This window comes from Rudanella lutea DSM 19387 (genome assembly GCF_000383955.1).
GTDB classification, from domain to species: Bacteria; Bacteroidota; Bacteroidia; order Cytophagales; family Spirosomataceae; genus Rudanella; species Rudanella lutea.
Map to the genome: position 1 here is coordinate 1,448,646 of NZ_KB913013.1, position 23,818 is coordinate 1,472,463.

Consider the following 23,818-nt stretch of genomic DNA (forward strand, 5'->3'; position numbering starts at 1 on the left):
CCAATTTCTTCATCATTCCATGAATACTCATTACTAGCCAATAAGCCCTTTTTACTACCTCAGAAGTATCTAAAACTATGCCAAAACACATACCCTTAATTCCAAAATCAGTCGGTTAATTACAAACACTTGAATTACAAGTAATTAACCCTCTGTAGACAACATGAATTATTCTGGGTTTCCAACCGTACCTAACCTAAAAATCCGTACTTAGTATTCACCTGCACAGGCCTCCGTTTAGCTAAAACTGTGCCAAAGGAGGCTCATATACGATCGCTTAAGTATAGGTTAAGGCAATTGAGTATACCAAATCTCCTGTTGGACGGGAGACCCATGAGCGAAGTAACAGGAATAGGGAGAGAGAATATGCCGAAGGCAAGTAAGTTACCTGTTCAATACTTTACCGTATTTTTAACAAGTGAACAAAGATAGAAACCACGCGTTACAAAATACCATAAAAGTGCCATTTTCAGCACAAAATGAAGCCCCCTGACAGCCAATATACTGTCAGGGGGCTAGCCATAAACCGACTATTTATACCTAAAAATCGTAGCCTAAGGTGAGGTAAGCAACAGGCTTATTCACTACGTTATTTTCCAGTCCCCAGCCATAATCGAACTTCACATAATACCCGAACAGCATTGTCCGAACGCCCGCCCCATAGCCGATGAGAAACGGATTTTTGAAGTTTGTGACAACGGCCCCAAACGGCGGTAACGTACCATTTGGCTGTGGGTTGAAGCCGATCAACTCGGTATTAAGATTGTTTTGACGGTTGAATGGTCCCCTACCCGACCAGGCGGTACCTATGTCTGAGAAAGCTACCAGTTGCAGATTACGCAGAAAGTTCGACGTAATATTACCCCGATAGATATACTTTACGAGGGGTATCCGCAACTCGGCATTCAGCAGCATATGACTGTTACCAGTAAGCTTGCCCTGACGAAAGCCTCGTAGGTTAGTGGCAAAGTCGAGGAAGAATACATCGCGGTAATCGTCGCGATTTTGGCTGTACTGATTAGGAACCAACAAGGGGTTTGTTGCAATCTGCTCCTGTTGCCCACCGATCCAGTTTTCCATACCACCCAACGTACTCTGCTTGGGCGCAGGCCCGCCCGACTGACTCACCGAAAGGCGTAACGCAAGCATTAAATCACGGTGTAGTTTCTGATAACGCCGAAAATCGAGTGTGATCCGCCGGAAGCTTTCCGACGCCGACCGGATACCGGCGTAGTTCTCAAAACGCAGCTTCGCCCGCGTCCCTTCAATCATATTCATGCCGTTAACCTTGCTGTCATCATACACAAACTCGGCACGCAAACCGGCATAGTCCGATGTCCGATCAGCCTCGGCAATATTTAGCAACTCAATCCGGCGGGTTAGTGTGTAGAAGGGCGAAAGTGTAAATCGGCTCGTTACCGAAATGGGGTATGATGCCGAGAAGGCAACCCGGTTGAAGCGGTATTTCTGACTAAGTAAACCATTGTCGAAGAACAACGTTTGCCGATCAACCCGTACCCCATAATCAATGCGATTAGTCAGGTTTTGGTACTCAGCAAACAGGTCGCTGTTCCGCAGATTCGTTGTAATGAACAGGCCAGCCTTGATGATATGGTTCTCCAGAAGGTCGTTCATGGTGACGTTTTGCGAGAACCCGAAGCCGCGAATCGGGTCGATGCGCCAGGCCGACGTGGCGTCGCTGGCAATGAAAAGCCCCCGATAATCGAATGGTCCACGGATGGTAATATTCTCGCGCCGACGGCTCCGGGGCATGGGTGCCGACGTGCTTGTGGCCAGTCCTGCACTCCGACGCTGACGGTATTCGGCGGCCTTCAACACCTCTGGATCAAACTGATAATTGTCGGTGTCGACCTCACCCGGCTCAAGCGCCAGGCTTCCGGCCACCGCCGTAGTCGACACAGCCGGTGCCGTTGCTTTTGCCGTCGTGTCACCGGGGGTAGCCGGTGTAGGTTCAGGTGTTTTGGGGGCTACGGTAGGCATCAAACCCAGGGCCACATTACGTTGTGTGGGTGTCAGACGCTGAGCCGTATTGAGCGGCAACTGTGACCGGAAACCAATATTTACCTCGCTATTGCGCAGAAAACTGTATACAAATCCACCGTTGGCCGGAACCAGATCATACTGCCGAATGCTATTCGGGAAAGCCGTGATGGGCACCACAGTAGAGGCTGTGGTACTATCCCCTACCGAGAGCCGGTACAGGTTTTGAATACCATTGGCCGAGCCCAGATAGTAAATAGTATTCTCACTAACGGCGATCGGGCGCACAGCATTTGAGAGCGTATCGGTCAGTCGCCGAACCGATGTAGCGCGTGATCCACCCTCGTGATAAAACAGCGAAAACCGATCTTTAATGGTACGGTACGATCCTTTGTCAGCCCCCAGCGTATCGAGGCTTCGATTAGAAGCAAACACAATCCGGCTGGTACCGCGACCCACAAAAACCGGGTTCAGGTCATCGTACAGGTCATTGGTTAACTGGGCATACGAACCCCGGCTGATGTTGTACACAAAGAGATCGTTCTGCCCCCGACGGTCGGCACTAAGCACCAGGCTTCCACCATCATCCGAAGCATCAACACCTACAATTTGGGTAAGGCCATTGATAACCCGTCGGAACCGAAGCTTCGGCCGCTTGTCGAGATTCGTGTACACGTACAAATACGAGCGGCCGTTCTCATCCGTAATTGCCACCAAATCGTTGTTTCGCTGCCAGGCCAACAACGGGGTGCTGGTAAATGTAGCATGTCCGTCGAGCCGGTATCCCCCTTGCAGTACCGAGAATCGTTTCTTCGACGCTACGTTATACACTTCAACACTGAACTTCCCATCATCGACAGACGCAAACGCAAGCATCTGTTTATCAGGGCTTAGCTTAAGATCATTCAGGTTTTGCTCCCGGCCGGTTCCTTTCAGGCGCAGTGTCACGTCATTATTCCCGGCACCGTCGGCTGGTACGGCTTTAGCCATGTTGTGGTAGTATTCGCGCCATTCGCGAATGAACCGGCTATAAGGCACACCAAGTGTACTCTGAATACTGCTCTGCTCGTTTCGAATGATTCGAGTCAGGTTCAGGATATTCGAAATATTATCGCGACCGTATTTCTGAGCAATGTAGTTCCAGATCGACTGTCCAATTCGTTCGGCATCACGGCCCTGTAATAAACTTGGCTTACGAATAGTGCGGTTCAGCGACACATCACGCATGTAATCATCGAGGTCAATGCTGTATCCCTCAGCGATATACGCAGCAATACCCGGCATAAACCAGTCGGGCAACGTAAGCAACAGCGAGCTTTGTAAGGCATCTTTCAGGCTGCCGCCATAGAGCATGTCGTACACAAAGAGCATTGAAACATCGTGAATAAGTCGCTTCCGAAAGCTTACCTGATCGCCAGTGAAGGCGATTTCGACCCGCGACTTGGCCAGGTCGAGCTCCCGGCTGTCCAGCTCGCCCACCAGATTGATCCCGATGTTGCTCTGCGCCAATTCCTGGGGCGAATTATACAGGAAAATCTTAATGCGGTTGTACGGCGTGTAACCCAACAGTTCGGTAATGCGGTCGAACTCCGACTCAGCATACTGCGCTGTCAGGTTGGCCAGTTGGTTACCGTCCTGATAGAAGTAGATCTCGAAGTTGGCCGTCCGGATAATCTTCCAGTTGAAGTTCCGGTACTGAATTCTGTTTTTCCCGAACTGTTCGAGAGACGGGTAGTTCTGGGCGGTAGCACCGGCTATTATTCCGGCCCAGAGGAACAACAAAATGATGTATTGCTTACGCATAAACTACTGGCTGAACCGCGAAAAAAGAAGCACTTGCGAGTCGTACAACATCTATAGAAAGGCCGAAAATCAATCCATGTATCAGGACCGGTTTAACAAGCCATTACCCACAAACTGAACAACTTCGCTATGTACGGTAATATAACGAAAGGCAGCGTTGAATATTAACTTCAGGGTCTAATTCTTCACCTGTCAATAGAAACTGAGCAAACTGCCGAGCCAGATAAGGAGCCAACGAAACCCCTTTACTACCTAAGCCGCCGAAGATACCCACTGACGGATAAGCCGGGTGTAGTCCTAAAAACGGTCGGCGATCTTTAGTTGCAGGCCGGATACCCGCCGACTGACCTATCACCTCGTAAGGCACCCGCAATAAGTCACGAATCTTTGCTTCTAAAAACGCACGACCGTCGGTAGTTGTTTGCCAATCGAGGTCGTGCCAGCTATAGGTTGCCCCTATTTTTATCGTAGTGTCGTCGACAGGCAAAATAAAAGCGCCCTGATTGACTATATGTTTGATAGGATAATTCGAAACACGGGCCGTCAGAACTTGCCCTTTTGCAGGATTGTACGGCAACCACGCAAATAATGGATTCTCGCGGGCCATCACCCCATCACAAAATATAACTTTTTCAAACCTACGACCATCAAATAAAACTGACGATTCATTGATTATTAGTTTATTATACTCAATATTAGCCAAAATAAATTGTTCTTTTTTCGAGAAATACGTACGAATTAAGTCAACGAATCGATTTAAATCCAGCCAACCCGCCTGCTTTACTTCGAGGCCACCAAAGGCATTCGTGATGTATGGAGCAAAAAATTGGTTATCAGGCGATTGGTTAACATACCGAGCTACCTCAGGGTCGGCTGTGTAGGTTTCGTAATCGTTTTTTTCGGCCAGTGATCGGTACGGTCGGTACACAGAGCGCGGATGAAAGAACGAGCCCGATAGCTTTGCTTCCACCTGGGTGTAGAAACGATGAAGAAACGGAAACAGGTCATCGGCTCGCCAGGTACGAACAAGTTTGCGGCCCGTCAGCGGATTCACAATACCAGCAGCTACCCGCGAGGCCGAGGGCTGTTCGGGCGCATCGGCCAGCCAAACCCGGCAACCCATCTGATCGAGAGTCCAGGCAAGTACCGAACCAGCAACACCCTGCCCAACAATCAGATAGTCACCTTCTGTCATGAGTTAGGTGTATTGGAATCAGCCTCAGCCGAGCGTCTCTGTGCGAAGTGACCCTCCCGGTGCAACTCGGCAATCCGCCGGTCGGCCAAAGCCACCACCCAATCGATTTGCTCTTCGATTGTCATGTGCGTGGTATCCAGTGGTACCGCATCGGGTGCCTGAATAAGCGGGCTCTCGGCGCGGCTCGTGTCAATCCGGTCGCGCTTCTCAATGTTGGCCGTAATATCTTCGATGGGAACCAACTCACCTTTTTCCAGCAGCTCGCGTTGCCGCCGGAAGGCCCGCACGGCCGTATCGGCCGACATGAACACTTTTACCTCTGCATCGGGAAAAACTTTGGTACCGATGTCGCGGCCATCCATTACTACGCCCCGACGGCGCGCCATCTTCTGCTGTTGAGCCACCATAGCCCAGCGAACCTCCGGAATAGCGCTTACCTCGCTCACGTAGTTGGAGATATACATTTTCCGGATTTCTTCTTCCACATTCAACCCGTTCAGGCAGGTTTCGTTCCGGCCGATTCGGGGGTTGAAATTGAAGGTAATATGAATTTGATCGAGCGCGGCAGCTACTTCTTTGGGGTTAGTGAGTGCCACATGTTGCTGGATAAAAAACAGACTAACAGCCCGGTACATAGCGCCGGTGTCAATGTAGCCATAGCCCATTCGAGCCGCTACTGCTTTAGCTGTTGTACTCTTTCCGCAACTCGAATAGCCATCAATGGCGATAATGATTTTAGGCATGGGCCCCAGTGAAAAGTTGCGCAAAGTAAGCCCAAAAAGACGGCAAAATCAACGTAGGATTATTCCAGAACGATCTGTATGGAACCGGACAAACGGGCTAATAATTTAACTACTTCTACTCCGAAGCCGAGGTGAGCTGACCGTTGGCCGGGTCTGTTTTGAACGCCATGTACTCTTCCCGTAACAAGGCAAAAATATGCTCGTCGAGGTACTGATTATTTTTTACCGCGGCTTTCCGGTGAACGGCTTCGGCCCGAAAATGAGCTTTTTCGAGAACCCGCATCGAAGGCATATTCCCCTCCAACACACAGGCAAACAACCGATTAACCTGAAACCGCTCAAAAATATACCCAATCATCACGGGCAGCACTTCCGAGATTATGCCCCGCCCCCAGTAGGGCTCACCCAGCCAGTAACCAATTTCGGCGTTGTACCGATAAATATCATCTTTCACCGTGAAGCCCACGTTCCCCACAGCCTCTCCGCCCACTTCAATGGCGAAGTTATTTGGTTGGCTGTACGATTTGTTGGAGCGCACCCAGGCGTTGGCGTCCCGGATCGTGTACGGGTACGGAAAAAAGTCCCGAACATTGTTCCAGATCCGTCGGTTACTGGCCTGCCGAGCCAGCGATTCTTCGTCTCCTTCGCGCCAGGGTCGCAGATGGCACGTATTTAAAGTATAGGTAATCAATTCTGAATGGTTTAGGAGAAAACTACACCTTTCTCCCGTGCTTAACAAGGCTTCTGCCCAAATGTTACCAAAATGCTGTTGCCTGCATCAATACCCCACCGATATTTGTCGTAAACCTCTCCCCTACCCCGGTAGTTAATCAAAAAGCCATCAATTTTTCATTTTACATAAACCCCGCACGTATGAATTGGGATTGGATAATGAGTGCCTGTCTGGGCGTTGGGCTGGCGGCCTGTTGCGGCTTTCGCGTTTTTGTGCCTATGCTTATTGCAGGGGTAGCCACTAAGCTCGGTCTGATAGGCACGATGGGTGGTTTCGAGTGGATCAGTAGTTGGCCCGCCCTGTTTCTGCTCGGCGTAGCCACGGTAGTCGAACTAGGAGCCTATTATATTCCGTGGCTCGATAATGCGCTCGACACCATCGCCAGCCCGGCCGCCATTGTGGCCGGTACGCTGCTTAGTACGTCGTACTTGCAGATCGACAGCCCGGTACTCGACTGGGGGCTGGGGCTCATGCTCGGGGGCGGATCAGCCGGGCTCATTCAGGCGGGCACCAGCCTGCTACGGCTGGGCTCAACGGCCACAACGGGCGGTTTGGCCAACCCCATCGTATCAACAACCGAAAATGCGGCTTCATTCGGCTTCTCTATTCTGGCTATTCTGCTGCCTTTGCTGACAATGGTCATCTTGATTGGTATCCTGATTTACATTGCCAGCCGACTCCTCAACCGACGACGCGTGACCTTTACCAAACCCGCCAAACCATAGACCGGCAACCTTTCATTCAGGTAAAAAATGGAATCGGCGCGGCTACCGAAACTGAGGTTTGGTAAGCCGCGCCGATTGGCTAATTGGCCGAACAACTAGAGTGTGTGGACAATCAGAGCAACAAAATCATACTTGAAGCCAGATGAACCATCGCCAAGAAGCTGCTGGCTGTTTTTTCGTAGCGAGTTGCTACCCGGCGATACTGTTTCAAGCGGTTAAAATAGCGTTCAATCTTGTTGCGATCAGCGTACAAATTCTCATCGATTACCCGCTGCTCCACCCGATTCACTTTGGAGGGAATGATCGCGTCACAACCGTTGTGGGCCAACCCTTCCAGCAACCAATCGGCATCATAAGCCTTATCGGCAATCACAGCAAAAGCCTCACAGTCAGCCAGTAAGGTGGCTGCGCAAGGCGCATCACCCGCATGNCCAGGACTTAACTCAATGCGGATAGGATTGCCTAAGGCATCCACCAGAGCATGAATTTTTGTGGTCAAGCCGCCCCGTGAGCGGCCTAATGCTTGTTGCTGGAGACTACTTTTTTTTGCCCAGCAGCCTGTTGATGAGCTCGCACCGTTGTCGAGTCAATCATTACCCAATCCAGGTCGGGCTCTTGCAGGGCATCAAAGACCTGTTTCCACACCCCAGCCTGAGCCCAGCGCCGAAATCGTCGGTAGTTGCTGTTCCAATTGCCGAAGCGTTCAGGCAAGTCGCGCCAAGGCGCACCCGAGCGGGCAATCCAGAGCACGGCGTTGATAAACAAGCGGTTATCGAGTGCTTTTCGGCCTGCTGAGCCTGCCTGTCCTGGTAGAAGAGGGGTGATTTTAGTCCATTCCTGCTCGGTGATCTCATAGCGTCTCATGCCACAAAGATCGTAGGATTGGGTAAGTTTATCCTAATTGTCCACACACTCTAGCTCTGTCCTTCTTTTTTACTGGCTCGGTTCGCTTGCTTAATCACCTCCCCGATCATATCCCACTGCTCGTTGGTAACCACTTCGAGGTGGCTAAACTCGCCCGCATTGAGCACCTCGCCCCCGTCAATTGTAATGCATTCACCGGTGATATACCCCGAGAAATCGGACAGTAAATAAGCAGCCAGATTGGCCAGTTCCTGATGCTCACCCACCCGCTTGAGCGGAATCCGGCTGGTAGGGTCCATCATGCTGGCCAATGGCTCCGGAAACAACCGGTCCCAGGCTCCTTTTGTCGGGAACGGGCCGGGGGCGATGGCGTTGAGCCGGATACCGTATTTGCCCCACTCAGCCGCCAGCGACTTGGTCATGATCAAAGCACCGCCCTTGGCTACGGCACTCGGCACCACATACCCCGACCCCGTAGTGGCGTAGGTAGTCGAAATATTCAGCACAGTCCCTTTTATATTGTTCTCGATCCAGTACTTGCCCACGGCCAGCGTAAAGTAATACGTGCCCCGCAGCACAATATCGACCACGGTGTCAAAGGCTTTGTACGAAAGACGCTCGGTGGGGCTAATAAAGTTACCAGCCGAGTTGTTGAGCAGGCCGTCTACCCGCCCGAAACGCTCGACGGTTTGGGCAATCACGTTTTCAATCTCGGCCGGGTTGCGCACATCGCACTGTACGGCCAGTACCTGCCCGTTGGTTTCGGCCATCAGCTCTTGAGCGGTTTGGTCGATAACGGCCTGCCGACGGCTACAGATGGTGACATTAGCTCCCAGTTGGAGAAAATACCGGCTCATAGACCGGCCCAGCCCGGTACCACCACCGGTTACAATAATCGTTTTGCCCTTAAGCGCGTCGTCGCGCAGCATTCCTGTTGTCATGACTCTAGTTTAAAATGTACGGTTTCCCGCTACGGTTTATAGTTTGTTATTGATGTCACTCATTGAGCCACTTCACAGCCCGAGCGATTGTCTGTTCCGTCGACACCAGCTCATCCGGTATAAGCTCTTTGCCGTATACCTTCCCTGTTCGGTCGCCAATTCGGACGGTAAATAAGTTGAGTGTATAGCCGTAAAAAGGCAAAGTATACATCTGATTTCCGGTAGAGATTCCACACGTTGCAGACCCCAAAAAACGGGTGTTAGGTCGACCCGAAAAAGCGATCGCTGCCGCTTCTCCTGAACTTGCCGTAGCACCACTAATCAGCACGGCTACCTTTGGATTGCTCTTGGAAAGCTGATAGGGCCGCTCAACCTGAGCAAGTACCGTCTGATTCAACAGAGCTCCTCCTTGCCGGTATGAAAAACTACCGGTTAGCTTGTCGTCAATATCAAAAAAACCACCGCAAACTCCCTCACCCAGGAGTGGCCCTAAACCGGCAATCATAGGATACATGTTACCGCCTGTATTACGTCGTAAGTCAACAATCCATCCTTTCAGGTTTTTATCATCCTGCCGGGCAATTTCATTTTGAATAGCTTGCGCAAAACTGATGCCTTCCTGACTTGATCCACTGAAGCCGTCAACCTTAACGTAACCAATGTTGGGCTCTGCAAAGGTAAAAGGGGTAGCTGCTGGCAAGCTACCACAGCCTACCCCCCCATAAAGTCCTCGCTTATTGTCGACGATAATTGAGCTATGATTGTCCTTCAGCAAAGCCATAGCTAATACCATAGCGGGCTCTGTCTCAGGCACCGTTTTAGCATTTCCCACCTTAGCCCAGACCTTCGCTTTGTAATCGGCCCAGTCTATAGTCCGGCGGTTTATTGAGTTTTGTTCTACAATCTGAATCAGCTCTGCAAAGAACGCTTTAACTGGTTCAGCTGGCTCTGGCACAATCTCTTTCGTTGCGCAGGTCGAACAGAAGGCTACCAATAATAGAGACAGAAAAGCGGTCGAAAACAACCGCCGGTATGCGGTTAAGCTCATAAGCCAATGGTTCTTAAACAGGCCAGTTATTCGCTCGTTCGCTCATTTAATATCCCCGTTCCGATTTTTTGTTGAACGCTGCTTTTCGCTTTTCGACCGTTGCCTGCATGGCTTCGCTAAAGTCTGCCGACTGCATTTGGCTTGAATTCCAGACCGCTACGTACTGCATACCCGCTTCCAGGTCTTTGCCAATGCCGTAGTTTAGCACTTCTTTAGCACCCTGAACCGCCGAAGCAGGCAGGTCGGCAATCTGACGCGCCATCTGATCAGCCGCGTTGAAAAGGGCGCCGGGGTCATCGTACACGTGGTTGACAAGGCCAATTTTCTCGGCAAACGGGGCGTCGAAATCTCGGGCGGTCAGGGCCAGTTCGCGGGTGTAGCCTTGCCCGATAATGTGCGGTAGGAATTGTAAGCCACCAATGTCGGGCGTAATAGCCAACCGGGCCTCACGAAGGCTGAATTTAGCATCGGCCGAACACAGGCGAATGTCGGCTGCAGCAATCATATTGACCCCACCGCCAATACACCAGCCATGAATAGCCGCAATCACCGGAATAGGCGACTGGTGCATTTTGACAAAACCCGACTGCATAAACCGAATTTGAGCCATCAGCCGACGGCGTTCGGCTGCCAGCGGATTTCCACTCGCCATTGCACCAATGCGTGGTAGCATACGCGCGACATCGAGGCCATAGCTAAAGTGCTCACCGGAACCCCGAAAAACCAGGCAGCGGACCCCCGACATGGCCGTAATTTCATCCATGGCTTTGGGCAGTTCATCCCAAAATTCGGGGCCCATAGCGTTGCCTTTTCCCGGACCGAGCAGCGTAATGGTCATCACGCCATCCGACAAGCTGAGCGAAAGAGATTGATAGGTTGTGTTCATAGCAGTAGATAGTATGCGTGCATACAAACTTCCGTAAAGCTAATCAGAAGGGCTTGCGGTTGTATATTTCAGATAAAAATTTGATTTAAGCTGGGGGAGCCAGGGCCAAATTCCTCTTGCCTGTGACCTTGTCGAAATTCAGGTAGGGCATACCGTGTCGCTTACGGAGCCCGCCAATGCCGGTACACTCCGCATACGTGGAAAACTGCAACCCGGAAACTACCGGGTCCGGCTGCGGGTTTACTAACCAGACAACCCGCATTAATCCTATGCATTTCGATACGCTCGCCATTCAGGCCGCCCATCAGTCGGACCCCACTGGGGCTATTATTCCGCCCATTCATTTATCGACCAAGTTTGAGCGCAATGCCGAGACGTACGAACCCGTAGGGGGGCATATGTACTCGCGGGCCAGCAACCCCAACCGCGATGCGTTTGAGAAAGCCTTGGCGCAGCTCGAAGGCGGAGCCGTGGGCATGGCCTTTGGGTCGGGGCAGGCGGCTACTATGACACTCTTTCAGGCATTACGCCCCGGCGACCACGTCATTGTACCCCGCCAGGCCTATTTCAGTACCCCGCTGCTGCTCGAACAGGTGTTTCACCCCTGGGGCCTCACCTACACCCGCGTTGAAATGAGCGATCTGGACGCTGTGCAGGCCGCTATTCACGAAAATACGCGGGTGATCTGGACCGAAACCCCCTCGAACCCCCTGCTGACTATGACCGATCTGCTGTTGATTTCGCAGATGGCGCATGAAGCCGGGGCTATTGTGGTATGCGACAACACCTGGGCCACGCCGGTGCTTCAGCGCCCCCTCGATCTCAACTGCGATGTGGTGATGCACTCAACAACCAAGTACCTCGGCGGGCATTCGGATGTGCTGGGAGGTGCGCTCGTTTTTAAAGACCCCAACCACGAACTGGCCCTGCGGGTGCGTCAGATCCAACAGTTAGGCGGGGCTGTTCCGTCGCCGTTTGATTGCTGGCTACTGCTGCGGGGAATCAAAACCCTCGGCGTGCGTGTGCGGGCCCAACAAGCCTCAGCACAGGCGTTGGCCGAATTCCTGGACGGGCATCCCTCCGTAGAAAAGGTGTACTATCCGGGCCTCGACAGTCATCCGCAGCGGGCCCTGGTGAAGCAGCAAATGAACGGACCCGGCGCTATGCTCTCCTTCGGTGTAAAAGGCGGTACGGCCGAGGCCCTGCGCGTTTGTAGCCATGTAAAGCTGTTTATCCGGGCCACCAGCCTGGGTGGTACGGAGAGCCTGATTGAGCACCGGGCTACAGTGGAGGGTATTCATACCAACGCACCCGATAACCTGCTGCGCGTGTCGGTAGGGCTCGAACATGTAGAGGATTTGATTGCCGATCTGGATCAGGCCCTCAAAAAGATATAAGAAGCCGGTTGCGTATGAGCCATGCATAATGGCTCATTATGCATGGCTCATTGTTTATTCACTTAAGTGCCTCCGTTTGTAAGGTTTATTCTTTTTTCTTCCGACGGGGCACTATCAGTTCCTCCGAAAGATACGGGTCTCCGTCATGAGTGGGCATCGGCACGGCCGACTTGTCGTACCCGCGTACAGGCATATTGTCGAGCGTGGCCCGGGCAATATTGGCCGGATCGCCCGGACGCCGATAAAACTCATTTTGCGGCTTTCGGGTGGGTATGCGGGACTGGGCGGATACCGAGTCGCGCCGACTTACCCGATCATTAGGTACCTGAGCCCCGACCGAAAAGCCTACTAACAGGCAAAAGCCAATTTGAACGTAGCGTGTTTGCATTGTACAGGGAGTAAGTTAGCAATACGACGGCCCGGAAAGACTGTGTCCAAATAGATGCGCACGGGTATTCGATTGCACAAACTCCGCAAATAAAATCAGAAACCAAATGATGCTACAGACCGTTTTAGGGCTGTATCGCTTCGTAATGTACTCTATGACAATAGCCATTGTTGCCAGTTCTCCGCGTGAGGGCAGCAACTCTCTGCGGTTCGCGCAGTACCTGAAAAATATCCTGACCGAATCAGGTCACGACGATATTCGTCTTGTTGATTTTGCCCAGTACGACATTCCATTTGTCGGCACCGGTTCGTTACAACCCAATGGGCTAACTTCTTTTCAGCACGAGCTGATTACTGCCTGGGAAGCAGCCGATCTGGTTTTTTTCGCCATTCCTGAGTACAACTGGACAACTACCCCCCAGTTCGACAATGCTATTCACCAGTTGGGAGGCCCGGCTTTCAAGCATTTGTTCAACAATAAAGTGTTTGCCGTAGCGGGGGTTTCGTCGGGGCGGGGTGGTCGTCAGCCGGCTCTCAACGCCGGTATGGTACTGAACAAGATTATTAGCTTCACCAACAGCTTTTCGGTGGTATCACCCAAGATTTATGAGTCGCACGAGACAGCCCTCAACCTCGACGAGGGGGGCCATTTCAAAGGCCATGAGGTCTACGAAAAAACGACCCGTGCCTTTGTCGACTATTCGGTAAGCGTGGCACAACGCTGGGCTGCTGCCAACCTGGTAGAGGCTAAGTAGTCAAGTCCACGCCCAATACAAGAAAAGCCCCGGAATTGGCGTTCCGGGGCTTTTTATAGGCCTTTTACAAGAGTCGAATACCTTATAGGGAAAGCTCTTTGTTGTAGAGCCCCACCAGGGTATCCACTGCATAATCGATCTCTTCGGTGGTGTTGTATTTGCCAAACGAAAACCGAACATAACCCCGATTGGGGTCAAGGCCGGGCAGAGCTGCCAATACGTGCGATCCGATGTTGGAACCACTCGAACAGGCCGAGCCCCCCGAAGCCGATATTTTGGCAATATCCAGGTTGAACAAAAGCATATCGCTCATGTCGGACTGCGGCAGGCTCACGTTGAGCACGGTGTACAGGCTATTCTCACAATCGGCCGAAGCCCCGTTGAACCGCACATCGTCGAAACGCTCGCGCAGCCGTTCAATCATTCGCTTTTTCAGCCCCTGAATATGCTGCCGATGGGCGTCCATGTCGCGGTAGGCAATTTCAAGTGCCTTCGCCAACCCGATAATGCCATACACGTTTTCGGTACCGCCCCGCTGATTCCGTTCCTGAGCCCCCCCGTGAATGAAGGGATGAATAGGCCCCCGGTTGGCCCGGGTTTCGCCGTTGGCGTACAAAAATCCTACCCCCTTAGGTCCGTGGAATTTATGAGCCGCCCCCACGATAAAATCAACGGGTAACGTTTGCAGATCGTGCCGATAATGGCCCATGGTCTGTACCGTATCCGAGTGAAATACAGCGCCATATTCCCGGCACATAGCCCCCACCTGCTCAAGCGGCAGCAGATTGGCAATTTCGTTATTGCCGTGCATGAGCGATACCAGCGAGCCATTCGGAAACTCGGCACGCCCCTTACTCAACAACACTTCGAGGTGGTTCAGGTCCAGCGTGCCGTCGGGGCCTACTTGTACCAGATCAAGAGTAATCAGGCCCTCCTTAGCTGCGTGCTCGAGGGTGTGTAGCACCGCGTGATGTTCTAAAGGCGAGGTGATGGCGTGGGTGATCCCGTACGTTTCGAGGCTACCCATGATAGCCGTATTGTCGGCCTCGGTACCGCCTGAGGTGAAGAAAATCTCCGCCGGGGAGGTATTGAGCAACGAGGCTACCGTTTTGCGGGCCTTTTCGATAGCCGAACGCACCTTACGACCATGACTATGGATAGACGATGGATTCCCGAATTGCTCGGTCATCAGAGGTAACATAGCCTCCAGCACTTCAGGATCGAGCCGGGTGGTGGCGGCATTATCTAAGTAAACAGAATCGCTTGTTGACGGGATCATGCCGACAAAAATACGGCTTTTCTGCCGTAAACGGGAGTGGTAGCTATCCTGTTCGCAAAAGGGAAGTATTGACGAACTGATTTATTTACCGTTTGGTTAGAGTAATAACCAGTTACAAATTTAAATACGTACACTAAACCAGAGGCCACACCGCCCCGGCTCTCCCTGTTAATCAGCGGCTTGGACAGCCAAAACGGCAATAGTTACCCCTCAACCTGCGTGCCCGGTTGGTACGCAAGTCATCGAGCTACCGTGTTTGGGGTTGTAGGATGACGAAAAGAGTAATATCTTGCCATCGCTTGACTTATCGTAAAACTTGCGACGTACTTTTTTATAATTAATCTCCACCTGCTGCACACAAACCGACAGCAGGATGTGTGTCCCACTTTATGGCCCAGTTAATACACTCTTTGACTGATGAAGAACCTATTTCCTTACTGAACGCTCCCCCTAAACGCTGCTTTTTTATTTATGGCTCTCAACCGGATAAACAACGTGGGCAACATCGGCATCGGCACAGTATGATGCTGATGAATTGTGTGCGCGGCTCGGTCCGGGTGTACGTCCAGACGCCGAGCCATGATCAGTATTTTACCCTCGACGATTCAACCAAATACCTGCTCCTCTCGCCCGATGACTGGCGACTGATGTACGACTTTACCCCCGATGCCATTCTGGTTGTAACGTGCGATTACCCGTATCTGGAAGAAGATTACATTGAAGCCCCCTACCGGGAGCCGGTTTTGGCGCAGCCTAACCCCTAGTAAGCCAACCGTGTTTACACGGTCGATGAAAAAACCCGGACCGACGTAGGTGTTGTTGGCAGATACCGGTCCAATACCATACATACATTCCGAATAAACGGGCGTCCCTCCTCACAAATCCGAACCGACGTTTCGGTAAACTCAATGAGCCCATCCTCGGCCATTTCTTGCAGCCGGGGCCGCATCGCTTCCCACTCATCCGGAGCCCACTCATCGGCCATCCAGCTTGTTTGAAACCGACACATCAGGTTCAGAATATGCCCCCGCACGCGCCCATCCTGCCGCGACAGTACATGCCCTTTCACCACCGGTAGCTCACCCGCAGCCATCAGGCCCAGGTACGCATCTACGTTTTTTTCGTTCTGCCCAAACGCCATGCCTACGTCGCTGATAGCCGAAGCTCCCAATCCTAGCAACACCCGGGTTTGCTGCGTGGTGTAGCCCATAAAGTTGCGGTGCAGGGTGCCATTATCCATGGCCCGAAACAGGCCATCGTGCGGCCGGGCAAAATGGTCGATACCAATTTCAGAGTAGCCCGCGGCCCCCAGCAAATCGCGGCCTGTTTCGTAGAGCTTACGCTTCTGATCGGCCGAGGGCAGGTCTTCGTCGCGGAACCCACGCTGCCCGGTTCCTTTTACCCAGGGCACATGCGCATACGAGTAAAACGAAAGCCGGTCGGGCTGTAACGAGAGGGTTTGGCGGATGGTGTTCTCTATCGAGCTGATTTGCTGAAACGGCAGGCCAAACACCAGATCATGACTAATTGACGTGTAGCCAATGGTGCGGGCCCAACGCGTGACCTGTTCTACGTGCGCAAAGGGCTGATGCCGGTGAATAGCCTGTTGCACTACCGGGTCGTAGTCCTGTACTCCAAAGCTGACGCGCCGAAAACCCCAGTCATACAATGTTTGCAGGTGCTCCGCAGTGGTGTTGTTGGGGTGCCCCTCCCAGCCGTAGTCGGGCGATTGGGTAGAGTCGGCCCGACGAAACAGGCCTTCCATCAGGCGGTTCAGTTCAGAAGGAGCAAAAAAGCTTGGCGTGCCCCCTCCCAGGTGCAGTTCGGCAATGCGGGGCCGTTGGCCTGTTTGCTCGAGCAAATTGCAATACAGATTCCACTCGGCCAACACGGCGTTGATGTACGGTTGCTCTACGCCGTGGTTTTTGGTGATGCGCTTATGACACCCGCAAAACGTGCACAGGCTTTCGCAGTACGGCAGGTGAATATACAAACTAATGCCAGCCGACGCGTTGGTTTCGGTAAAGGCCGTGAGCAGCCGTTGAGCAAAGGCGTCGCGGGTGAAAGCGTCGGTATTCCAGTGGGGCACGGCCGGATAACTCGTGTACCGAGGACCAGCTACGTTGTATTTCTGAATGAGAGAGACGGGTGTCATAGTAAACGCAAAACTGCCCCTATTTGGCTACAGAGCCGCTGAGTTGGGTTAGTCGCGTTGCTGACTTTGGTCAGGGAAGGAATAACAATGAACAATGAACAATGAACAATGAACAATGAACAATGAACTAAAAACTATTCAGTTTTTCGGATCAATCCTCTGTCTTTAACAGCCCCATGCTGTAGAGTCGGCTCTGCATGACCAGCGCAATCGACTGCGCCCGAATCATGGCCTGATCGGCACATTCGCCGGCAAAACACTCGTGCATAGTTTGACCAAAAAGAGCCAGCCACTGATCGAAGTGGGCCGGGGTAAACGGTGTTTTAAGCGCCAGCTCAAAATGGGGCCGCATGGGGTTGCCCCGATAATTGTCGGTACCAAGCAGAATGCTTGTCCAGAAAGCGGTAATCCGGGGCATGTGCTCAGGCCAGTTGACCTGAGCCACCCCGTCGAAAATATGCCCCAGATCGGGGTTCTTCCGAACGCGCTCATAAAATCGCTCCAAGAAATAGGTAACGTCGGCTTCGGTGGCGATATCGCGTAACGGTGAAGAAAGCATTGTGTAAGAGATGAACCAACTGACGCCCGGTCACTTATCGGAACAGACGCCGTTGTACAGAAAATAAACGTTTATAACCCTATATCAGGTTCAGGCCAACCAGTTTTCCGAGAAATGCCTGGCACCGCTCTTTCATACGGTTCACCTCGGCCGAAAGGCTCGGAAACAAAGGCACCTCGGCAGGCTGCGGGGTAAACCGGACATCGGGGCATTTGGCATCTGTTGTTTGCGCACTGCACCCCGCCCCGGCACACACCACGTCGACCTGCAACTGGTGAATGTGATTCTTAAGCCGACTCAGAGCCGCGGCATACTGTACCGTTTGTTGCTGCAAATCGAGAAAACTAATCTGGGCGGGCAGATCAGTCAGCAACGACAACAGCTGGTCAATTTCCTCCTCGCTCTGGTGCAACGAGCTGGCCCACTGCTGATGCTGGCTGCGGCAGGTCAGCACAGGATGGGTACTATCAGAAAAGGTCATCAGTCGGTTGGTAGTCATACGTAGCAGAAAATAGAGTTTGTAACACGCAAATTGCATCCTCCTTGTTGGCACGTACCTGACCAACGTCAGTCCGTAAGCTGATCTTCGTCAGGTATTTGCTGTCCGCTCGGTGCCCTCATCCGCACACACTGTTCGTTATCGAACAATCCGCTGTCCGTTTGCGTACGTCCCAAAGCCGCTCCCCAGCGAACTTATCCCTGATAGTCAGCGAATTATCCAGATTGGCATACCAATTGTAAAAAGAGAGATGAACAGTAAACAACTTTTTTAACAACACACAACCATGTTCACCTTCCTTCAACTCGCCACGATAACCCAGCTGCTCGGAGCCGCCATCAGCCACACACCTGCCCCGGCTACTGAGCCCATCAAAACCAACCAATCATTGTCGTTTGACGCCAGCGCTTATGTTAACCGTCGGAGCCTTGTTCGGGTCTCGCTCCAAAAAAACGAACCGGGCATTGTATCGCTTCGGTTGCTCGACGAAGATCGGCGTGTTTTGTACAACACATCGACCCGTAAGAAGTCCCTGAAAGCCGCCTGGCAATTGGACCTTAGCGAGCTGCCCAACGGCACCTATACGCTGGAATTTAACGGTAACGACGGCCGGTTGATCCGGCAAATTGAGATTGGCACTCCACACACCACCCGAACGATCGCCATTCAATAACAAGTAGGATTAAATTGATCTTAAAAGCCACCCTGCCCGACGGAGTGGCTTTTTTCGTATCAGTAGCAAGCTGATAGCCAGAGCAATGCCATGTAGCGATAGGTAAGTAGATGAAAGTCGGTTAGGTAGGTAGGGGAAAGTGAGCGGAGCCGTGATAGTAATATTTGGGTAAGGAGTTGTCTTTAACCGGGCCAACTTTATCCGATACCAAATTCTTACCCTGCAATTTATGAAACAGCGTTATCGTATGCTTGCATTCTGCCTGACGGCCGGATGCATCAGCAGTTTTGCTCAGGAGGCCCCCGTCTCCCGATCCAAGCAGAGTTCTTCTGCAAGCGGTCCAGTTCTGGCCTTCCGCACCACAAAACCCGACAAAAGCCCCCGCCTACAGGTAGCCGATGTGGTGGTTTCGGGCAAGGTGACCGATGAGCAAGGCAATGGTTTACCCGGCGTGAGTGTCGTGGTAAAAGGCTCTACCCAGGGTACCAACACCGACGGCAACGGTAGCTTCCGGCTCTCTGTACCCAATGCAAATGCCACGTTGGTTTTCAGTTTCGTGGGTTATGCCCGTCAGGAGGTGACAGTTGGTAGTCAGACTAACCTCACCGTGAAATTGGTACCAACCGACGAAACCCTCAATGAAGTGGTGGTAGTGGGTTACGGTAGCCAGCTGAAGAAAGAGGTAACCGGAGCTGTACAAACGCTCAGCGCAGCCGAGATCAAAGACCTGCCCGTGTCGCAGATCGGGCAAAAACTGCAAGGTCGACTGGCCGGTGTACAGATCAACCAAACCACCGGGCGGCCGGGCGCGGGTATCAACATCCGAATCAGGGGGCAGCTTTCGGTATCGGCCGGTAGCGACCCGCTGTATGTAGTCGATGGATTCCCGATTACGGGGAACATTGCCCAGCTCAACCCTGATGAGATTGAGGACATCTCGGTGTTGAAAGATGCCGCGTCGACCTCACTCTACGGATCGCGGGCAGCCAACGGTGTGGTCCTGATTACGACCAAGCGGGGCAAAAGCGGCCAAACCAACGTAAGCTTCAACACGTTTGCCGGTATCCAGCAGGTGCCTGAGCGCGGCCGCGTCAAGATGCTCGATGCCCAGCAGTTTGCCCAGTTCAAGAAAGAATACTATCAGGACCAGGGCCAGGCTGTACCCGCAGAGTTTGCCAATCCAGCCGATTGGGCCAACAAAAACAACGACTGGTACGGTGCGGTACTCCGCACGGCTCCGGTACAGAGCTACAATCTGAGCATCAACTCGAACCGCGACAAGTCGAACACCTCGGTTGTGGCCGGCTATTTCAACCAGCAGGGTGTGGTGCTCAACAACGAGTACAAGCGGTTTTCGCTGCGCCTGAACTCCAACTACAACATCTCCGACAAGGTAGGAGTTGGTTTCAACGTAGCGCCTTCGTATGTATTCGACAACACCCCCCGCACCGATGGCGACCGGGGTACGGGTATCCTCTTCAACGCCCTGCATACCTGGCCGGTGATGCCTATCCGCGATCAGAATGGTAACCTGACCCTGTTCAACAACTTCCCCGGCAGCACCGGCAACATTTTTAACTACCCCAACTGGGTGCGTGCCGCCGAAGAACTGACCAACGAGACGCGTAACACCAACCTGCTCTCCAACGCCTACATTCAGTATCAGCCCATAAAAGGCCTGACACTCAAGTCGACCATCAACGTTGAATACCTGAACTCGAAGTTCTTCTTCTTCAACCCGTCGACCGCTACGAGCGCCATCAACGTACCTATACCCACGCTGGCCGTGTCGATCCGGCAGGCCCGCGAGGATATATCGTGGCTGAACGAAAATCTGGCCACGTACGTACGCTCGTTTGGCAACCACAATTTTGAGATTCTGGCCGGTTTCACAAACCAGCATTTCCGGCAGGAATTCTCGCGGATTCAGGCCGACACCTATGCCGACGACCGGCTCCCGACTATCCAGGCAGCCCTCAACATTAACCGGGGTGGTACGCAAAACGGGGTAAACGAGTGGGCACTGACCTCGTACCTCTCTCGACTGACCTACAACTACAAAGGCAAATACCTGTTTACAGCCGCCATTCGTACTGATGGATCGAGCCGGTTCGGAGCCAACAACCGCTGGGGTACCTTCCCGTCGGTGTCGGCAGGCTGGGTTGTATCTGACGAGGAGTTCATGCAGAAGCTGCCTACCATTTCGTTTGCCAAACTGCGGGCCAGCTACGGCGTCATTGGTAACAACAACATTGGTAACTACACGCAGTACGCACTGGTCAACAATACCGTGAACGCGGTATTTGGCAGCACCGTAGCCACGGGTGCCGTGGTAACCTCGCTGGCCAACCCCAATCTGGGCTGGGAGACTACCAATCAGCTCGATGTAGGGCTGGACTTGGGTCTACTCAACGACCGGATTCAGTTCACGTACGACTACTTTAATAAGCGGACTACCAACCTGCTTTATGCCGTGCAGATTCCGCAGGAGGCCGGTTTCAGTAACTTCAACGACAACATCGGTGAGATTAAGTTCTGGGGCCATGAGTTTGCCGTAAACAGCCGCAACACCACTGGCAAGTTACGCTGGAGCACGAATGCCAACATCTCCTTTAACCGCAACAAAGTAGTGGCACTGGCACCGGGCATCGACCGCGTGTACGGCTCGTTCCACATCACACAGGTAGGGCAGCCATTTGGGCAGTTCTACGGCTTAGTGAAGCAGGGCTTTTATATGAATGCCGACGAGGTGAAAAACTTGCCCACAATTCCGGGCCGCTCGGCAGTAGGAACCATTAAGCTCAAGGATGTAAACGGCGATGGTGTGATTACGTTTGGTGGCGACCGCGACGACCGGGCCATTATTGGCAACCCATTCCCCAAATTTATCTACGGTATCACCAATAACCTGAACTACGGTAACTGGGATCTGTCCATTGTTGGGTCGGGTTCGTACGGCAATCAGTTGTGGGTACGCCACCTGTATAGCACGGCCAACCTCGACGGTGTTTTCAACATGGTTGAAGGCGTGAAAGACCGGTTCCGGGTAGGCCCCGACGGCCGCGTGATTACGCCCGGTGCGGGTATGTTTGGCGTGACCAACGGCGGGGGTAACTTCACCGGGATTGAGCGCGACTGGCCGAGCAGCCATTTCGTGGCCGATGCCTCGTACTTCACCATCCGCAACATCACGCTTGGTTACGACATCGGGGCCGTTCGGAAATTCTTCAAGTCGGCACGGGTGTATGCCTCTGTACAACAGGCGTATGTGTTTACGAAATACCGGGGCGGGCCAAACCCCGAGACCAGTGCTCAGGGCGATGGGCAGGGCGATGGTGGCAACCTGAGCCCCGGTGTTGACCTCTCCAACTACCCCGTTCCGCGCACCTACACCCTCGGCGTAAACCTGAACTTCTAAACACTGACCTCTCCATGAAAATCAAGTATATAACCACCGGCTTACTGTCGCTGACACTCGCGCTCACCGGTTGCGAAAAAGACTTCCTGACGGTTGTGCCCGAAACAGCCCTCAGCTCGGCTACGTTCTTTACCAAAGACGCCGACTTTCAGCAGGCCGTCAATGGAGCCTACGTACCGCTACGTCCCATGTATAATGAGTGGGCGTGGATTCTGGGTGAGATGCACTCCGACAATACCTACTACGCTCGAAACGTCTTGTTTGGTGCCGTGGATAACACCCAGAACGTGGCTGACTTTGCCATACCCAAGTCCAATGGCGTTACGCCCAATAACCCGGTCCTCCAGCTTTATCGGTTAAATTTTCAGATTATTGCCCGAACCAACGAAATCCTGACACGGATCGATAATGTAACCTTTGCCAACGCCGATGTAAAAAATAACGTAAAAGGGCAGGCGCACTTTCTGCGGGCGTTTGCCTACTTCCAGCTGGTACGCCACTTTGGAAAGGTGCCTATGCACCTAACCCCAGTAACCGGCCGCGAAGACGCTGCATCTCCGCTGGTCTCGATTGATGAGGGGTACGCACAGGTTATTAAGGATGCCACCGAAGCCGCCAAACTGTTGCCCAAGAAAGCCGCTCAGGAAGCCGGACGCGCCACCTCGGGTGCCGCCAAAACCCTGCTGGCCGATGTGTACATGATTCAGAAGAAATGGGCCGAGGCCGAAGCGCAACTGCGCGATGTGGTAACCAACGATACGTACCGGCTCATGCCCGACTACAACGATGCGTTCTCGTTTACGAGTGCGAATAAAAACAACGCAGAATCGGTGTTTGAGGTGCAGTACCTGGAAGGGGCCGCCGGTTTCAACGGCAACCATATCTACCGGTTTGTACCCACACCCATTACGGCCGCCGAACTCGCACCTATCACCGGAACCTCGAACCCACAGCCGCTATCGGGCGAGAACAACAACATTCCGACGCCCGACATGATTGCTGCTTACGAACCCGGCGACAAGCGGCTTGATGTGTCAATTGGCTACGTGACCCTCAGCCAGAGTCTGCGCGACAACAAGCGGTATCCGTACATCAAAAAGTACGCCCGGCCTCATGCCCAGCACAACAACACAGGCCAAAACTGGCCGGTGTACCGCTATGCGGAGGTGCTGCTGCTCCTGGCCGAAGCCCTTAACGAGCAAGGTAAAACCGGCGAGGCTGTGCCGCTGTTGAACCAGATTCGGACGCGGGCAGGGCTGGCCGCTACCACGGCAACCACCCAAACGGCCCTGCGCGAAGCCATCTTCCGCGAACGGCGCGTCGAATTGGCCTTTGAAAACAAACGTTGGTTCGATATAGTCCGGACGGGCCGGGTCAATGAGATCATTGTACCGTACGGCAACCGGATCAAAGCCAACCCACAGGCGTATTACTTCCCGGCCGGGGCTGTGCCACCACCCAACGCTTTCACGAACCTCGATGTCTACTACCCGCTACCGGCTGTAGAGTCTGACCTGACCCCGCATTTTTAGTCCTATCCTGCTCCGGCTGACTTCAAGGGCGAGGTCAGCCGGAACCTTTTCGTCTCTTTTTACCCACTATGCGATCGATAAACGGGTTGGTGGTCAGTGCCTGGGGCGCTGGCTACTCTTCCCGGCCCTTTTAGCAGACAGTAGAACCAGCCGCCCGTGTGCCTCTTAGCATTATACAGGCAATACAATTGGATTCTATTCAGACTATCTCGTAAACATCCCTAC

20 protein-coding genes are annotated in these 23,818 nt (G+C 52.9%); 7 read left to right on the forward strand and 13 right to left on the reverse strand.

The genetic code is table 11. The features are described 5' to 3' along the window. Positions 1 to 540: 540 nt before the first annotated feature. From RUDLU_RS0106120 to RUDLU_RS0106135, 4 genes are all read right to left on the reverse strand, one after another. A complete protein-coding gene (locus tag RUDLU_RS0106120; RefSeq protein WP_019987474.1) occupies positions 541 to 3,804 on the reverse strand; it encodes a hypothetical protein in 3,264 nt (1,087 codons plus the stop codon). Between the two features lie 127 nt (positions 3,805 to 3,931). Next, a complete protein-coding gene (locus RUDLU_RS0106125) occupies positions 3,932 to 4,999 on the reverse strand; it encodes an NAD(P)/FAD-dependent oxidoreductase (RefSeq protein WP_019987475.1) in 1,068 nt (355 codons plus the stop codon). Beyond that, positions 4,996 to 5,742, reverse strand: coding sequence for a (d)CMP kinase (gene cmk, locus RUDLU_RS0106130; RefSeq protein WP_044129993.1), 747 nt, complete (start codon positions 5,740 to 5,742; stop codon positions 4,996 to 4,998). Before cmk ends, RUDLU_RS0106125 begins: the two co-directional genes overlap by 4 nt. Positions 5,743 to 5,857: 115 nt before the next feature. Next, positions 5,858 to 6,433: a GNAT family N-acetyltransferase gene (locus tag RUDLU_RS0106135; RefSeq protein WP_019987477.1), complete on the reverse strand. Its 576-nt coding sequence runs from the start codon at positions 6,431 to 6,433 to the stop codon at positions 5,858 to 5,860. 182 nt (positions 6,434 to 6,615) lie between these two features. On the opposite strand from RUDLU_RS0106135, the gene RUDLU_RS0106140 reads away from it, so the two are divergent. Continuing rightward, positions 6,616 to 7,200 carry a DUF4126 domain-containing protein gene (locus tag RUDLU_RS0106140; RefSeq protein WP_027302813.1) on the forward strand — a complete coding sequence of 195 codons (585 nt, stop codon included), beginning with the start codon at positions 6,616 to 6,618 and terminating at the stop codon, positions 7,198 to 7,200. A gap of 112 nt (positions 7,201 to 7,312) precedes the next feature. Here RUDLU_RS0106140 and RUDLU_RS29185 read toward each other — a convergent pair. The 4 genes from RUDLU_RS29185 to RUDLU_RS0106165 form a co-directional block, all read right to left on the reverse strand. After that, positions 7,313 to 8,064, reverse strand: a protein-coding gene (locus tag RUDLU_RS29185) for an IS5 family transposase (RefSeq protein ID WP_152127412.1) whose coding sequence is annotated in 2 segments (ribosomal slippage) — positions 7,313 to 7,728 and positions 7,728 to 8,064 — 753 coding nt in all. Because the reading frame shifts where the segments join, the coding sequence is not laid out codon by codon here. 50 nt (positions 8,065 to 8,114) lie between these two features. Continuing rightward, entirely contained in the window at positions 8,115 to 9,005 is an 891-nt protein-coding gene (locus RUDLU_RS0106155; RefSeq protein WP_169578026.1) for an SDR family oxidoreductase, read from the reverse strand. A gap of 55 nt (positions 9,006 to 9,060) precedes the next feature. Further along, on the reverse strand, positions 9,061 to 10,053 hold the full coding sequence (locus RUDLU_RS27010; protein ID WP_019987480.1) for a S41 family peptidase: 993 nt from the start codon (positions 10,051 to 10,053) through the stop codon (positions 9,061 to 9,063). Between the two features lie 46 nt (positions 10,054 to 10,099). Next, positions 10,100 to 10,939, reverse strand: a complete 840-nt coding sequence (locus tag RUDLU_RS0106165; RefSeq protein WP_027302815.1) for a crotonase/enoyl-CoA hydratase family protein — start codon at positions 10,937 to 10,939, stop codon at positions 10,100 to 10,102. A 269-nt stretch (positions 10,940 to 11,208) separates the two neighbouring features. Here RUDLU_RS0106165 and RUDLU_RS0106170 point away from each other — a divergent pair, with 269 nt between their 5' ends. Then, entirely contained in the window at positions 11,209 to 12,336 is a 1,128-nt protein-coding gene (locus RUDLU_RS0106170) for a trans-sulfuration enzyme family protein (RefSeq protein ID WP_019987482.1), read from the forward strand. 85 nt (positions 12,337 to 12,421) lie between these two features. On the opposite strand, the gene RUDLU_RS0106175 is transcribed toward RUDLU_RS0106170, so the two are convergent. Continuing rightward, positions 12,422 to 12,724, reverse strand: a complete 303-nt coding sequence (locus RUDLU_RS0106175; protein WP_019987483.1) for a hypothetical protein — start codon at positions 12,722 to 12,724, stop codon at positions 12,422 to 12,424. Between the two features lie 154 nt (positions 12,725 to 12,878). Between RUDLU_RS0106175 and RUDLU_RS0106180 the strand changes: the two genes are divergently transcribed. After that, positions 12,879 to 13,478 (forward strand): NADPH-dependent FMN reductase, encoded by a 600-nt coding sequence (locus tag RUDLU_RS0106180; protein WP_027302816.1) that lies wholly within the window; start codon positions 12,879 to 12,881, stop codon positions 13,476 to 13,478. Positions 13,479 to 13,560: 82 nt separating this feature from the next. Here the strand turns inward: RUDLU_RS0106180 and RUDLU_RS0106185 are convergent, their stop codons facing one another. Continuing rightward, positions 13,561 to 14,757, reverse strand: a complete 1,197-nt coding sequence (locus RUDLU_RS0106185) for a cysteine desulfurase family protein (RefSeq protein WP_019987485.1) — start codon at positions 14,755 to 14,757, stop codon at positions 13,561 to 13,563. 389 nt (positions 14,758 to 15,146) lie between these two features. On the opposite strand from RUDLU_RS0106185, the gene RUDLU_RS29190 reads away from it, so the two are divergent. Beyond that, positions 15,147 to 15,521 (forward strand): sugar 3,4-ketoisomerase, encoded by a 375-nt coding sequence (locus RUDLU_RS29190; protein WP_044129365.1) that lies wholly within the window; start codon positions 15,147 to 15,149, stop codon positions 15,519 to 15,521. 14 nt (positions 15,522 to 15,535) lie between these two features. Here RUDLU_RS29190 and hemN read toward each other — a convergent pair whose 3' ends face one another. The 3 genes from hemN to RUDLU_RS0106205 all read right to left on the reverse strand — a co-directional run bounded on the left by hemN (position 15,536) and on the right by RUDLU_RS0106205 (position 17,970). Next, positions 15,536 to 16,912 (reverse strand): oxygen-independent coproporphyrinogen III oxidase, encoded by a 1,377-nt coding sequence (hemN, locus tag RUDLU_RS0106195; protein WP_019987487.1) that lies wholly within the window; start codon positions 16,910 to 16,912, stop codon positions 15,536 to 15,538. A gap of 151 nt (positions 16,913 to 17,063) precedes the next feature. Further along, positions 17,064 to 17,471 carry a group III truncated hemoglobin gene (locus tag RUDLU_RS0106200; protein ID WP_019987488.1) on the reverse strand — a complete coding sequence of 136 codons (408 nt, stop codon included), beginning with the start codon at positions 17,469 to 17,471 and terminating at the stop codon, positions 17,064 to 17,066. 79 nt (positions 17,472 to 17,550) lie between these two features. After that, positions 17,551 to 17,970: a hypothetical protein gene (locus RUDLU_RS0106205; RefSeq protein ID WP_044129366.1), complete on the reverse strand. Its 420-nt coding sequence runs from the start codon at positions 17,968 to 17,970 to the stop codon at positions 17,551 to 17,553. Positions 17,971 to 18,256: 286 nt separating this feature from the next. Here RUDLU_RS0106205 and RUDLU_RS27020 point away from each other — a divergent pair, with 286 nt between their 5' ends. The 3 genes from RUDLU_RS27020 (at position 18,257) to RUDLU_RS0106220 (ending at position 23,593) form a co-directional block, all read left to right on the forward strand. Continuing rightward, a complete protein-coding gene (locus RUDLU_RS27020) occupies positions 18,257 to 18,643 on the forward strand; it encodes a hypothetical protein (RefSeq protein WP_019987490.1) in 387 nt (128 codons plus the stop codon). Positions 18,644 to 18,872: 229 nt separating this feature from the next. Then, the gene (locus RUDLU_RS0106215) at positions 18,873 to 22,061 is read left to right on the forward strand and encodes a SusC/RagA family TonB-linked outer membrane protein (protein ID WP_027302817.1); all 3,189 of its coding nucleotides are present in this window, start codon (positions 18,873 to 18,875) and stop codon (positions 22,059 to 22,061) included. Between the two features lie 14 nt (positions 22,062 to 22,075). Beyond that, the gene (locus tag RUDLU_RS0106220; protein WP_019987492.1) at positions 22,076 to 23,593 is read left to right on the forward strand and encodes a RagB/SusD family nutrient uptake outer membrane protein; all 1,518 of its coding nucleotides are present in this window, start codon (positions 22,076 to 22,078) and stop codon (positions 23,591 to 23,593) included. The last annotated feature ends 225 nt before the right edge of the window (positions 23,594 to 23,818 follow it).

What these genes read in the sequence shown, in the direction of transcription:
- RUDLU_RS0106120 (WP_019987474.1), bottom strand. Translation starts at nt 3,804, where the DNA reads ATGCGTAAGCAATACATCATTTTGTTGTTCCTCTGGGCCGGAATAATA.
- RUDLU_RS0106125 (WP_019987475.1), bottom strand. Translation starts at nt 4,999, where the DNA reads ATGACAGAAGGTGACTATCTGATTGTTGGGCAGGGTGTTGCTGGTTCG.
- cmk (WP_044129993.1), bottom strand. Translation starts at nt 5,742, where the DNA reads ATGCCTAAAATCATTATCGCCATTGATGGCTATTCGAGTTGCGGAAAG.
- RUDLU_RS0106140 (WP_027302813.1), top strand. Translation starts at nt 6,616, where the DNA reads ATGAATTGGGATTGGATAATGAGTGCCTGTCTGGGCGTTGGGCTGGCG.
- RUDLU_RS0106155 (WP_169578026.1), bottom strand. Translation starts at nt 9,005, where the DNA reads ATGACAACAGGAATGCTGCGCGACGACGCGCTTAAGGGCAAAACGATT.
- RUDLU_RS27010 (WP_019987480.1), bottom strand. Translation starts at nt 10,053, where the DNA reads ATGAGCTTAACCGCATACCGGCGGTTGTTTTCGACCGCTTTTCTGTCT.
- RUDLU_RS0106165 (WP_027302815.1), bottom strand. Translation starts at nt 10,939, where the DNA reads ATGAACACAACCTATCAATCTCTTTCGCTCAGCTTGTCGGATGGCGTG.
- RUDLU_RS0106170 (WP_019987482.1), top strand. Translation starts at nt 11,209, where the DNA reads ATGCATTTCGATACGCTCGCCATTCAGGCCGCCCATCAGTCGGACCCC.
- RUDLU_RS0106175 (WP_019987483.1), bottom strand. Translation starts at nt 12,724, where the DNA reads ATGCAAACACGCTACGTTCAAATTGGCTTTTGCCTGTTAGTAGGCTTT.
- RUDLU_RS0106180 (WP_027302816.1), top strand. Translation starts at nt 12,879, where the DNA reads ATGACAATAGCCATTGTTGCCAGTTCTCCGCGTGAGGGCAGCAACTCT.
- RUDLU_RS0106185 (WP_019987485.1), bottom strand. Translation starts at nt 14,757, where the DNA reads ATGATCCCGTCAACAAGCGATTCTGTTTACTTAGATAATGCCGCCACC.
- RUDLU_RS29190 (WP_044129365.1), top strand. Translation starts at nt 15,147, where the DNA reads ATGGCCCAGTTAATACACTCTTTGACTGATGAAGAACCTATTTCCTTA.
- hemN (WP_019987487.1), bottom strand. Translation starts at nt 16,912, where the DNA reads ATGACACCCGTCTCTCTCATTCAGAAATACAACGTAGCTGGTCCTCGG.
- RUDLU_RS0106200 (WP_019987488.1), bottom strand. Translation starts at nt 17,471, where the DNA reads ATGCTTTCTTCACCGTTACGCGATATCGCCACCGAAGCCGACGTTACC.
- RUDLU_RS0106205 (WP_044129366.1), bottom strand. Translation starts at nt 17,970, where the DNA reads ATGACTACCAACCGACTGATGACCTTTTCTGATAGTACCCATCCTGTG.
- RUDLU_RS27020 (WP_019987490.1), top strand. Translation starts at nt 18,257, where the DNA reads ATGTTCACCTTCCTTCAACTCGCCACGATAACCCAGCTGCTCGGAGCC.
- RUDLU_RS0106215 (WP_027302817.1), top strand. Translation starts at nt 18,873, where the DNA reads ATGAAACAGCGTTATCGTATGCTTGCATTCTGCCTGACGGCCGGATGC.
- RUDLU_RS0106220 (WP_019987492.1), top strand. Translation starts at nt 22,076, where the DNA reads ATGAAAATCAAGTATATAACCACCGGCTTACTGTCGCTGACACTCGCG.